Source organism: Methylobacter svalbardensis, assembly GCF_037671525.1.
GTDB classification, from domain to species: domain Bacteria; phylum Pseudomonadota; class Gammaproteobacteria; order Methylococcales; family Methylomonadaceae; genus Methylobacter_A; species Methylobacter_A svalbardensis.
On record NZ_JAWPOH010000038.1, the window covers coordinates 1 to 13,139 of the forward strand.

Genomic DNA, 13,139 nt, shown 5'->3' on the forward strand with positions numbered 1-13,139 from the left:
TATTTAATGCGATTAGGGCGGGTCTGTCCTGACTTGTCAGCAGACTTGATATTTGACCCTTTAGAATGGAAGTCCTCTTTTGTATTAGCCGACAAGGACATTCCAGAACAAACACCTACGCTTAATGAGGTGCTACGGAATTTAGCGACGTTAGGTGGTTTTTTAGGCAGGAAATCGGATGGAGAGCCCGGCGCTAAAAGCATATGGAAAGGGTTCCAGAGAATACAAGACTGCGTGTATGGAATACAGATAGCCCGCAAGCTAGATGGACTGGTTTAGTATTTGTGTGTAAGGAGATGGGATCGTCCCTATCGGCCATGCGATTGCCAACACCGCCATCTATATTCTCGACCCATGGCTGGAACCGGTGCCGTCAGGCGTTAGCGGCGAGCTTTATATCGGCGGGATTGCGGTCGGCCGCGGCTATCTGAACAGGCCGGAACTGACGGCGGAGCGGTTCATGCCCGATCCTTTCCGAAAGGCCGCCCGCATGTACAAAACCGGCGACCTGGGCCGCCGGTTGGCGGATGGCGCTATCGATTACCTGGGGCGCAACGACTTCCAGGTCAAGATACGCGGCTTTAGGATCGAACTGGGCGAGATCGAAAGCCGGCTAAGTGCGAATTCCGGGGTGCGGGAGGCGGTCGTGATCGCCCGCGAAGACGGTTTTGGCGATAAGCGGCTGGTGGCTTATTTGACCAAAGACCACAGCAGCGAGCTGTCGATTGCCGCCCTTCGCGCCGGATTGGCCGTGACCTTGCCCGACTACATGCTGCCCGGCGCCTTCGTCATCCTGCCGGCCCTGCCGCTGACCGCCAACGGCAAGCTCGATCGCGGCGCATTGCCGGTGCCGGACGCGGATGCGGTGCTCAGCCATTGTTTCGAAGCGCCGCAAGGGCCGATAGAAATTGCGCTGGCCCGCATCTGGCAGGAGCTGTTGGAACTGGAACGCGTCGGCCGCAACGATCATTTCTTCGAGTTGGGCGGCCATTCGCTGATGGCGTTGTCGCTGGTCGAACGCCTGCGGCAACAAGGCTGGGCATTTGAAGCCCGAGCGGTATTCGCCAATCCGGTGCTGTGCTCGCTGGCGGCAGTCATCGGCGATAAGCAGTGCAATGGCCACGCGTTGGCAATGCCGCCCAATTTAATACCCGATTATTTCGGGCAGTCGTTAAGCAACCCCGTTATTGAGGAGTTTCGGTTATGAGTTTGCAGCAAGTCTTTGCCTCGATGCAGGAAAAAAATATCGTTATCAGCGAGCTTGACGGCGAACTCGTCGTCCGCGCACCGCAAGGCGCAATGGACCAGGCATTAATGGCCGGACTGAAAGCCCATAAGCAGGAGTTTCTGGCCGCGCTCAGGAACGGCCTGGTTATGGAAGCGCATGCGGCGGCACCTCAGAAAATAACCCCAGATATGCTGACCGCTGGTCAGCCTGACCCAGGACGAGATCGATCTGATCGTCGCCAGCGTGGCGGAGGGCGCAGCCGGCATTCAGGATATTTATCCGTTGGCGCCGTTGCAGGAAGGCATTTTGTTTCATCATTTACTGGAAACGCAGGGCGACCCGTACATCACCCGCTCCATCATCGTGTTCGACAACCGCACACGGCTGAATGCGTTTCTTGACGCATTGCAGACGGTGATCGACCGGCACGACATCTTGCGCAGTTCCATGCGCTGGAGCGGCTTGTCGCAGCCGGTGCAGGTCGTGCATCGCCAGGCACTGCTGCCGGTTGAGGAACTGGCCCCGGCAGCCAAAGACCGGATAAAAGAATGCCTGCTGGAACATACCGATCCGCGTCGGCTCAGGATGGATCTGCAACAAGCGCCGCTGCTGGCAGGCTATGTGATCAAGGATAGCCAATCGGAGGAATGCTGGTTTGCGATGCTCAACCATCATATGGTCGACGACAACTATACGCTACAGCTGATCTTGTCGGAAATCCGGCTGCTGCTTGACGGCCGGGCCGGACAACTGCCGGCCGTGCAGCCGTATCGGAATTTCATCGCCCAAATGCGCTCGGTTCCCCAAGCGGAACATGAAAGCTATTTCCGTCGGCAGCTGAGTGACATCGACGAACCGACCGCGCCGTTCGGGTTGTTGAATGTGCAAGGCAGCGGCGGACAAGTCGGCGAAGCGGTTCTGCCTTTGGCGGCGGATTTGGCGCGACGCATACGCAGCAGCGCGCGGCAGCACAGCGTGACTCCGGCGAGCCTGTTTCATCTGGCATGGGCTTTGGTGATGGGGCAATGCAGCGGTCGCGACGATGTGGTGTTCGGCACCGTGTTGTCCGGCCGCTTGCAAGGCGGCAGTTTCGGGGCGGAAAGCGCGGTGGGTATGTTCATCAATACCTTGCCGATACGGGTTTCGATGCGCGGCCGGACGGTGCAGGAAATGGTCGGCAGCACGCATCGCAACTTGAACGAATTGCTGATGCACGAGCAAGCCTCGCTTGCGCTGGCCCAGCGTTGCAGCGCCGTGCCTGCCTCGGTGCCGCTGTTTACCGCGCTGCTGAATTACCGGCACTCGACCCTGACTGCCGCGCCGGAGCAAGCGGCGCTGCTGGAATGGGAAGACATGCGCGTGATCAGCAGCGAAGAGCGCACCAATTATCCGCTGACGCTGTCGGTGGACGATCTGGGGCAGGGTTTTGGCTTGACCGTGCAATGCGCGGGCGGGATCGATCCGGCGCGGATTGCCGTTTATCTGCGCACCGCGATGGCAGCGTTGGTCACCGCACTGGAGCAACATCCTCTGCAGCGGGTGGATACTATCGATATCATGTCGGCGGTTGAACGCCGGCAACTGTTGTTCGGTTTTAATGCCACCGCCGCCGATTATCCTGCCGAACAAAGTTTGCATGCCTTGTTCGAAGCGCAAGTCGAAAAAACGCCGGATGCGGATGCGGTGGCGTTTGCAGGGCAAACGCTGAGCTATTCCGAACTCAATGCCAAAGCCAATCAGTTAGCCCATTACCTGCGTTCCAGGGGTGCAGGGCCGGAGGTTTTGGTCGGGCTTTGCGTCGAACGGTCGCTGGAGCTGGCGGTCGGCATGCTGGGCATACTGAAGGCGGGCGGGGCCTATGTGCCGCTCGATCCTCATTATCCCGAGGAGCGCATCGCCTACATGGTTAAGGATGCGCGGATTGCCGTGTTGCTGACCCAACAACGGCTGGACGCGGCATCGCCGCATAGCGCCAAGGAAACGGTTTATCTGGACAGCGATTGGCAGGCCATTGCGCAATGGCCTGCCGACAATCCGGCATCCTGCAATCACCCGCTCGATCCGGCCTATATCATCTATACCTCCGGATCTACCGGTCAGCCGAAAGGCGTGATGGTCTCGCACCGCAACGCGGTACATTCGACAGCCGCGCGGTTTGCCCACTATCGGGAACCGGTCAGCGCCTATTTGTTGCTGTCCTCGTTCGCGTTCGACAGTTCGGTGGCCGGACTGTTCTGGACGCTGGGGCAGGGCGGTTGTCTGTGCCTGCCGACCGACGCCGCAGCCAAAGACCCGGCGGCACTGGCCGACATTATTGCCAACCGGCGGGTATCGCATCTGCTGGCGTTGCCGTCCTTTTATGCGTTGCTGCTGAAACAAGCGGGAACAGCGCTGCAAAACTTGAAAACGGCCATCGTTGCCGGAGAAGCATGTTCAACCGAGGTGGTCAAACAGCACTACGCGGCGTTGCCGCAGGTGCCGTTCTACAACGAATACGGCCCGACCGAAGGTTCGGTTTGGAGCAGCGTTTACCTGGCGGGTCGGGACGATCTGGACAGGCCGCTATCGATAGGGCGGCCGATCGGCAACGTCCGGCTTTATATCCTGGACCGTAGCGGAAACCCGGTTCCGGTCGGCGTATCGGGCGAACTGCATATCGGCGGCGCAGGCGTGGTGCGCGGTTATTGGCGGCGTCCCGAATTGACGGCGGAAAAGTTTATCCCCGATCCGTTCCGGAACAACGGCGGCAGATTGTATAAAACCGGCGACCTGGCGCGTTACCGGCCGGACGGCAACATCGAGTTTTTAGGCCGTATCGATGATCAGGTGAAAATACGCGGCTTCAGGATTGAGTTGGGGGAAATCGAGGCCAGGCTTATAGAGCAACCCGGCGTGGATGAGGCGGTTGTTTTGGTTAGGGAAAATCAGCAATTAATTGCTTATGTGGTCGGCAACGGCGGACTTACGGCGGAAGTGTTGCGGGGAAATCTTAAAGCTTCATTGCCCGATTATATGCTGCCAGGCGTTTTTGTTTTTCTTGAGCGGATACCGTTGACGGCAAACGGTAAGCTCGACCGTAAGGCATTATTGACGGGGATTGCTAATGATGCGGTGTCAAAAGCAAAAGCCGATTCGCCTGTTTCGGAAACGGAAGCAAAGCTGGCGGCCATCTGGGCGGATTTGTTGGGTGTCGAACAGGTCGGTACGCATGATGATTTCTTTGATTTGGGCGGTCATTCGTTACTCGCAATAGAGTTGGTGTTTGCCGTACAAAAAAACCTGGGTGTCGACGTTGCGTTGGTGGATGTGTTTGAGAATCCGACTCTAGCCGCACAAATCAGGTTAATTGACGGCGATAGGGAAAACGACGAGCTGCTCGATCTTGAGGCCGAAGCGGAACTTGATCCGGAAATTGTTCCGACAGCATTGGCCGCAATCGAAGTGGCCGAGGCTCAAGCCTTGCTGTTAACCGGCTCTACCGGTTTTCTAGGCACGTTTTTGCTGGCCGACTTACTGGAGAAAACCCAGGCTAGAATCTATTGCTTGATCAGGGCGGCCGATGAACGGGAGGCCCTGACCCGGCTGCAACGTCAAGTCGGCTATTTCGAGCTGCAAGACGGTATCGATTGGAGTCGGGTTGTTGCGGTGTGCGGCGATTTAGCGGAACCGCGGCTTGGACTCACCGAATCGCGTTACAAGGAAATTGCCGAGCAGGTTGACGTGATTTACCACAATGGAGCGCAGGTCAACTTTGTTCAGCCTTACAGCGCGTTAAAAGCCGCCAATGTCTTGGCGACCGAAGCAGTGCTGCGTCTCGCCGGTTACCGCAGAACCAAAGCTGTTCATTATGTCTCAACCCTGTCGGTGTTTGGCGAAACGTCCGCCGTTAACCCGTTGGGCTACCAGGAAAAGGATGAGCCGAGACCCGGCGCAAATTTGGTCAATGGTTATGCGCAGAGCAAATGGGTGGCGGAAAGATTGGTTAGCATCGCAAGAGATCGCGGATTTCAGGTAACGGTTTATCGGCCGGCTACCGTTGCCGGAGCAAGCGATAGCGGCATCTGGAATACCGAAGATTTTCTGTGCCGGTTGATCAAAGGTTGCATACAACTGGGCTACGCGCCTGCTGAACGGGTTCGCATGGATATGGCGCCCGTCGATTACATGAGCCGGGCCATTGTCTCTCTATCGTTGCAGCCGAGTTCCATCGGCGGCTGTTTCCATTTAAATCATCCCACCCCGCCTTATTCCGATCAGTTGATCGACGGGTTCAGCCGGGCAGGTTATCGCTTGGAGCGTATTTCTTATCGGGCCTGGGTGCAAAAGGTACTGGAGACCGGCGAGGCCAACCGCAAAGACTTCGCCTTATTGCCGTTGCTGTCGATGTTTTCAGATCAAAACCGGGAGGGTGAGGCCGAGTTATTGGCGGAAGACGCTATCCGCTACGATTGCAGCGAAACGCATAGTGTCCTGTCGAAGCTCGGTATTGAGTGCGCCTTGTTGGATGATGAGTTGTTGACGCGCTATCAGGCCTATTTCAAGCGCAGCGGGTTTGTGCTGGAGCCGGAGCATTATTAACTGTTGTCATAAAGAACACCGCGAAGACACGAAGGGCACGAAACTTTATTTCTCCGTGTCCTTCGTGTCTTCGTGGTGAATAAAAAACCATTCCATACTCAATGTTTATCCGTCAAATCCGTAGCTCAATCGCCATTTTCAGGTTAATGGAAATTATTTTAAACAAAATAATTTTTGTGGGTGGGGTGGATTTTAAGCTTGCTCGTCTCCTTTTGGTAAATGCATAGATTGTACGGATAACAATATCCGCAAGTCATTAGGTTCGGTTTTTTAAGAACTTACCACAGGTACGAAACTACTAGGGAAAATTCCAGAATGGTTAATAATAATAAAAAGAAGAACTTTTCTTTCGGCGAAATAGCGGTTAATCCAGAAAAAAAGATCAAGGCATGTTTCATAAAAGGAGTCTTTATTTTAGCGGTTTGTCACGCTGTACTGGCGTTATCGGAAGCGGACAATGCCCAAAAAATTCAATTCGACCTGCCTTCCAGCGACTTGGCTACCGCGTTGAATAGTTTCGCGGAGAAAACCGGTTTGGAATTAAGCTATCCGGCCTCTATGGCAGAAGGCGCAAAATCCAAGCCGCTTAAGGGCAATTACGGCGTTAAGGACGGTCTGAATGAGCTGTTGCGAGGAAGCGGCTTGGCTTACCGCTCGACGGGAGACAATAGCGTGACATTGGAGAAAGTGGCCGTTGCGGAGCCGCAAGCGGGCACGACCACGTTGAAAGCAATGACGGTAACAGGTAAAACCGGCTATGCCGACAACGACCCCTATAATCCCGATTACAACCGCACTCGTGCCAGCTCGGCCACCAAAACCGATACGCCGATTATGGAAACGCCGGTGTCTATTCAGGTGGTGCCTAGGGCGGTGATGGATGACCAAAAAACCTCGCGCATTAAAGATGCCTTGGAAAATGTCAGCGGCGTGCGCACGCAATCTACTTTGGGTATGGGAACCGGGTTTATTTTGCGCGGCTTTCGGACCTCCTCAACTTACCGCAACGGACTGCTGGCAGGTTTCGGGGGGTTGCAAAGCGAATTCGATACCTCCAACCTGGAAAGCATTGAAGTCCTCAAGGGCCCGGCTTCCGTTTTGTACGGCCGCGCCGAGCCGGGAGGGCTGGTCAACGTCACCACCAAGAAGCCGCTGGATACGCCTTATTATTCATTGGAGCAGCAGATCGGTTCGTATGATTTTTATCGGACCCAGTGGGACGCTACCGGCCCGGTCACCGATGATAAGTCTGTGCTGTACCGCTTCACGGGCTCCTATCAAAACAATAACTCGTTTAGGGATTTTATTTCAGACGACCGAGTCAATGCTGCGGGCGCCGTGACCTGGAAACTCACCGACGCGACCGATATGACGCTCAGCGTTGAGGGGATGGAGCAGGATTTTCAAGCCGATCTGGGTGTTCCGGTTATAGGCAAACGGCCGGCGTCCGTTCCTATCAATCGCTCATACGGTAGCGATCCTAACGATCCGCTCGATAATCAATCCAAGGTGTATGTCGGTACTGAAATCAATCATCGGTTCAACGAAGATTGGGCCATACACAGCCGATTCCTGGCCAATTTGGAACATGCCGACCAAACATTTGTCAATCCCGCGCCTGCATTCGGTAATGCTTTTCAGGCAGATGGACATACTTTAAACCGGAACATCTTCCATCAATCTACCGATGAGGAAACTTATCATACCAATCTGGACTTGACCGGAAAGTTCGACATCGGGCCTACACAACATCAGACGCTGGTGGGATTTGATTATTTTCAGCACCGTTCGGACTATGCCATTTTTGGCGACTTTATTAACCCTAACCCGGCTTTGGCGTTAGATATTTTTAATCCAAGTTACGGAATCAGTCCAGCTTTGTTTCAGAATGCCTATAACACAACCAATTTTCCGGGAGAAAACTTAACCATATCTAAAGATGAATGGTACGGTGCCTATTTTCAAGACCACATCACTTTGTGGGACAAACTGCATATTATGGGTGGGGGACGCTATGACTGGGCTAAAACGGGGAATGTTACCGCTGATTCTGCGAATGTTTCAGGAGCAGCCCCAATACCGTTTCGTAAGGATGAAGGCTTCAGTCCGCGGGTAGGCATTCTTTACCAGCCCATTAAAGAGCTGGGTGTTTACGGCAACTGGACGACTTCGTTTGGCGCCAACAATGCCCCGGCAGCCGATGGGAAAACGTTTGCGCCGCAAATTGGCGAGCAGTTTGAGGCGGGTGTCAAAACACAATTATTCGATGAGCGCTTTATCGCAACGTTGGCGTACTACCATCTCACCAAAGACAATATTCTGGTCAACGACCTGAGTACTCCTAACCTCTTCGATAAAATAGCCAATAAACAACGCAGCCAGGGTATTGAGCTGGACCTAACCGGGCATGTGACGGACGCATTGAGTCTGGTGGGTAGTTATGCCTACACCGATGCGCGAATCGTTAAAGATTTCACCGGCGGCACGCAAGGCAATCGAGCGAATAACATTCCTGAGCATTCGGGAAGTATGTGGCTTAAATATGATCTAAACGGTTATGCCATGCTAAAAGGCTTGAGTTTTGGTCTCGGCGGTATTGCCGCGGGACAGCGCGAAGGCGATAACGCCAATAGTTTCCAGATGCCGGGTTATGTGCGGATGGATGCTTTTGCCGCTTACCGATGGAACATCAAGAAAACCCGGGTCACTGCACAGTTCAATCTCCGCAATCTGCTCGATAAGGAATATTATGAATCCACCGATCTCAATGCCAATGTCTCTCCGCGCAATGGCGTTTACATCGGTGCCCCGCTGACGGCTATCGGTTCCATCCGGGTAGAATTTTAATCGAAACCACGTTGGGTTAGCGATAAAGTTGTTGACCCAACGCACCCACATTCCGATATAGAATCATATGCTTAAAGAATCGCAGCGGGCATTCAACCTAAGCAATCCTCAGCGCTTGTTTTCGCGAAAAAACACCCGCAAGTTCTGGCTAAATCTGCACCTGACGATTGCGCTGACGGTTGGCCTGGTATTTGTAATTCTGGGATTGACCGGCTCCTGTAATGTCTTTTATTACGAGCTCGGGGAATTGGGTCTACCGGCTTTACCTGGCGCAAGCCAGGCAAAGCCGCGTAGTTTGGACGAGATCATGCAAACCGTTAAGGCCGCGCATCCGCAAAGAACCGGCGGCTGGTTCATGGTCTTGCCGGGTTACCGGAGCGATTATGTCTGGGTGGAATATCCAAAACCTGAAGAAACTAAACATGAGCTGTTTGCGCCTCTGGAAATACTGGTCGATCCTTATAGCGGAAAGATAGTTTCGGAACACTTCTGGGGCCGGACATTGACCAGTCTGATTTACGAACTGCACGCCGATTTTTTGACCGGAAAAATAGGTGCGGAGATCGGTAAAGTAGGCGCTAAGGTGGTGTGTTTTTTTGGGGTTTTCCTGTTTGTCTGCTGTTTGTCGGGGCTTTATCTGTGGTGGCCGCGCGGCGGGAAATTTAAAAATGCGCTGACGATAAAGCCCCATTCAAGTACGCAACGGTTTTACTATGATCTGCACAAAATCACCGGATTCTATGGTTCGGCGCTGTTGCTGGTCATTGCCTTTACCGGCTTTGCGTTCAGCTACAACGACTATATCAAGCCGCTGGTAAACGTTTTTTCCGCCGTCAAAGCGGATCACTTAAAGAATCCCACGCTTAAATCAACGGTGGCGGATATCGCTGAACCTATTTCAATCGCACAAGCGGCAGTTATCGCCGATCAGGTTTTTCCCGGTGCGGAATTGCGCGGCATAGGCACGCCGGACAGTAAGGACGGCGTTTACATGGTTGCCAAAAGACAAGCCGGCGAAGCCAACCGTAAGCGTCCGCGCAGCAAGGTCTGGATAGACCAATACAGCGGCAAGGTGCTGGCTGTCCAGGATCCCCAAACGTTTACTTCCGGCGAGACATTTTTAAATCTGTTGTGGCCTTTGCACGACGGTCAGGCCTTAGGGCTTCCCGGCCGTATCCTGTGGTGTATCGCCGGCTTTGCACCGCTGGTTTTATACATCACCGGCATTATGCGCTGGCTGCAAAAACGCAAGGCTAAGCAGCAAAAACAGAGCAAAAGCAAGCGGCCGATGCTAGCAACCGGCGAAATCGGATAGTTGCCGCGTCGCCGGGCAAAAGAATCGAACGATAGAAGATCATAAACAATAACGGGGGCTTGAGGGATATGCTGATTTTGGGACTAACGGGTGGTATCGATCCGGTTTTCGACGCGTTGGACATGACGAATACCGGCTTGGGGCATGATTCGTCGGCGGTACTGATAGAACATGGCAAGGTCATTGCCGGGATTGAGGAAGAACGGCTAAACAGGATTAAACACAGTAATAAAATCTGGGCGTCATCGGTGCGTTTTTGCCTGGAAAGCGCGGACAAGTCGCTGGATGATGTCGATGCGATAGCCTTCTATGCCAGCGAAGATTTCCTGAATAACACGCTTAAAAAATTCCGGTTGACTACGCCGTTATTAAATCAGTTTCCCGATGTCAGGCATTTGTATCAATACCTGTTCGAACGCGAATTCGGGTATCAATTAAACCCGCAAATCTTCCGGTTTGTTCATCATCATGTTGCGCATGCCGCCGCAAGTTACTATCTGTCCGGGTTTGATAGAAGCCTGGTTTTTACCATCGACGGTGAGGGCGACGATGTCTCGGCGATGGTGATCGATGCAAACGGTAAGAACTTTAATGTACTCGGGACGAAATCGGTCCCGGACTCCTTGGGTCATTTTTATTTAAACGTCATCGCTTTTCTCGGCTATAAGGATTTTGACGAATATAAGGTGATGGGCTTGGCGCCTTACGGTGATCCGGCCGTTTATCGGCAGAAATTCAATCGCTTTTATGAGTTGCTGCCGGATGGCGATTACACCATCCATCAGCATCGTATTATGGACATGTACGAGTTAGTGCAACCGAGAGGCCGTGACGAGCCGTTCACCCAAGTCCACATGGATATTGCGGCGGCATTGCAAGAAGCGTTAGAGGCTATCGTTTTTCATATCCTGCGTCACTTCCGGCAACTGACCGGTCATAGCCGTCTGGTCATCAGTGGCGGCGTCGGCCAGAACAGCAGCATGAACGGCAAGATACTCTGTTCCGGTTTGTTTGAGGATGTTTTTCTGCCGTCATTTGCCGGTGATTCCGGCTGTGCATACGGTGCGGCGGCTTATGTCGCCCACCAAATGCAACCGGAGCTGCCGTTTGCGCGCGTTGCCGATGCCTATTGGGGAACGCCGATTCATGACGATGAAGTCGGTGACGCGCTAGCGGCTTGGCACGCATTTTTGCACATTGAAAAATTGGACAACCGCTCCGAGCAAGTCGCCGATCTGATAATCGACGGCGCGGTGATCGGTTGGGTGCAAGGCCGTTCGGAATTCGGCCCCAGGGCTTTGGGCAACCGCAGCATTCTGGCCGATCCGCGCATCGCCGCGCACAAGGAGACGATCAATGCGATGATCAAAATGCGCGAAGGTTACCGGCCGTTTGCGCCGTCGATCCTGGAAGAGCGGGTACGGGATTTCTTCGAAGTGCCGGGGGAGCATGCCGATTTCCCGTTCATGTCCTTCGTGCTGAAGGTCAAACCGGAATTGCGCGAACAATTGCCTGCGATCACCCACGTAGACGGCAGCGCCCGGCTGCAAACCGTAAGCCGGGCGACCAATCCGCGCTATTGGGAGTTGATCGACGCGTTCGGCAGCAAAACCGGCATGCCGATTTTGCTGAATACCTCGTTCAATAACAATGCCGAGCCTATTGTCGACAGCATCGACGATGCGGTGGTGTGTTATTTGACGTCCGGGCTGGATTATCTGGTCGTGGGCGATTATTTGGCCCGCAAAAAGGACTGGCAGCCTGAGGACTTGGCCGGCTTAATCGTCAGCTTGCCGAAAGCGGCGCTGTTGATAAGAGAGGATCGCTATGTCAGCCATAGCGAACGGGGGTTCAGTTACGCGCTGGTTTGGAATTACGATTCCGCACGGCGCCATGCATTGTCGGAAGTCGGGTACCGGGTCTTGCAGGCGGCGGACGGGGAACGGTCTGTAGGGCAGCTTATGTTTATTTTGGGATTTTCAACGGAGCAGCAAGCGCAGTTTTTGGCGGAATTGCCGGGATTGTGGTCGGATCGGTTGCTGGTGTTGCATCCCGATCTCAAACGATGATGATTTTATGGCTATCGATTTATGGCTGGAAGAATTAGCCGTTACCGACGAAGGGTACCGGCATTATTGGCTGCTATTGGACACGAATGAGCAGGGCAAAGCCTTGCGTTTCGTGCAAGCGATACACGGCAGGCGTTATGTTGCCAGTCACGGCAAGCTCCGGCTGATCCTGGCCGGGTACCTGGGCATAGCTGCTGAAACAATTACTTATGCGCCGCAGGCGTTTGGCAAGCCGGTCATTGTTGTCGACGGCTTGGAGCATGACATTCAATTCAATTTGGCGCATTCCGGCGATAAAATGCTGGTGGCAGTCGGGTTGGACGGTCGGATAGGTGTTGATATCGAAGTCTGGAATAACAGCGTCGACTGCGCTTCAATCGCCTGCCTCTGTTTTACCGAAGCCGAACGCAATTTCTGGGGCGGCTTGCCGGCAAGCCGCAAAGACGAGTTTTTCTACCGGCTCTGGACGAGGAAGGAAAGTTTTGTAAAAGCCATCGGCGTGGGTCTCGGCCTGGATGTTTCCAAGGTGGTTTCTACGCCGGCCGGTGTAGCGCGGTTTTTGTCGGTGCCGGAAGGGTATGGTCCTGCTGGGGATTGGGCGCTGGTCGATCTGGATGTTGGCCGCGGCATCAGCGCCGCGTTGACGGTTCCGGCGAAATGTTATACAGGAATTGAGCTTAAGCGGCTTGAACACTGCCATTAAGTTAAGCCGAAAACAGTTGCGGTTGTATATTGTGGGCGCGAATTTATTCGCGGAGCAGGCTGGTGTTAAAAAGCGCGAATAAATTCGCGCCCACATATAAAGTTTAATGGCGATAGCGTAAAGATGTGATGTAAATCCCGTCTTTTTATATTTACGGGCTATTGTGACGCCGTTTGTTGCATGTGTATCTGCAAGCTTAACGGACGCATATCCGTCCAGACGTCCTTGATGTGATCCAAACATTCCTGTTTGTTGCCGATTTTTCCGGCCGTCCGCCAGCCGCCCGGTATTTCTTTGTAGTCAGGCCAAATTGAATATTGTTCTTCGTGATTGACCACAACCTGATAAAGGGTCGTGTCTTCGTCGTCGTCCCAAGCCATTGTTATTCTCCGATGATGG

General features: G+C 53.7%; 9 protein-coding genes. 8 read left to right on the plus strand and 1 reads right to left on the minus strand.

Annotated elements, in window-relative coordinates; all coding sequences use genetic code 11:
* The 8 genes from RW114_RS13815 to RW114_RS13850 all read left to right on the plus strand — a co-directional run.
* A partial coding sequence (locus RW114_RS13815; protein WP_340121884.1) for an IS4 family transposase occupies positions 1 to 279 on the plus strand: 279 nt, incomplete at its 5' end.
* Between the two features lie 43 nt (positions 280 to 322).
* The gene (locus tag RW114_RS13820; RefSeq protein WP_340123366.1) at positions 323 to 1,207 is read left to right on the plus strand and encodes a phosphopantetheine-binding protein; all 885 of its coding nucleotides are present in this window, start codon (positions 323 to 325) and stop codon (positions 1,205 to 1,207) included.
* Entirely contained in the window at positions 1,204 to 1,629 is a 426-nt protein-coding gene (locus RW114_RS13825) for a TubC N-terminal docking domain-related protein (protein ID WP_340123340.1), read from the plus strand. Before RW114_RS13820 ends, RW114_RS13825 begins: the two co-directional genes overlap by 4 nt.
* Positions 1,535 to 5,806, plus strand: a complete 4,272-nt coding sequence (locus RW114_RS13830; RefSeq protein ID WP_340123341.1) for a non-ribosomal peptide synthetase family protein — start codon at positions 1,535 to 1,537, stop codon at positions 5,804 to 5,806. The genes RW114_RS13825 and RW114_RS13830 overlap by 95 nt, the downstream gene beginning before the upstream one ends.
* Positions 5,807 to 6,121: 315 nt before the next feature.
* Positions 6,122 to 8,653 carry a TonB-dependent siderophore receptor gene (locus tag RW114_RS13835; RefSeq protein WP_340123342.1) on the plus strand — a complete coding sequence of 844 codons (2,532 nt, stop codon included), beginning with the start codon at positions 6,122 to 6,124 and terminating at the stop codon, positions 8,651 to 8,653.
* A gap of 67 nt (positions 8,654 to 8,720) precedes the next feature.
* Positions 8,721 to 9,968, plus strand: coding sequence for a PepSY-associated TM helix domain-containing protein (locus tag RW114_RS13840; protein ID WP_340123343.1), 1,248 nt, complete (start codon positions 8,721 to 8,723; stop codon positions 9,966 to 9,968).
* Positions 9,969 to 10,036: 68 nt separating this feature from the next.
* Positions 10,037 to 12,037 (plus strand): carbamoyltransferase family protein, encoded by a 2,001-nt coding sequence (locus RW114_RS13845; protein WP_340123344.1) that lies wholly within the window; start codon positions 10,037 to 10,039, stop codon positions 12,035 to 12,037.
* A gap of 7 nt (positions 12,038 to 12,044) precedes the next feature.
* Positions 12,045 to 12,740: a 4'-phosphopantetheinyl transferase family protein gene (locus RW114_RS13850; RefSeq protein WP_340123345.1), complete on the plus strand. Its 696-nt coding sequence runs from the start codon at positions 12,045 to 12,047 to the stop codon at positions 12,738 to 12,740.
* A 158-nt stretch (positions 12,741 to 12,898) separates the two neighbouring features.
* Here RW114_RS13850 and RW114_RS13855 read toward each other — a convergent pair whose 3' ends face one another.
* Positions 12,899 to 13,120, minus strand: a complete 222-nt coding sequence (locus RW114_RS13855; protein ID WP_340123346.1) for an MbtH family protein — start codon at positions 13,118 to 13,120, stop codon at positions 12,899 to 12,901.
* Between the last annotated feature and the right edge of the window lie 19 nt (positions 13,121 to 13,139).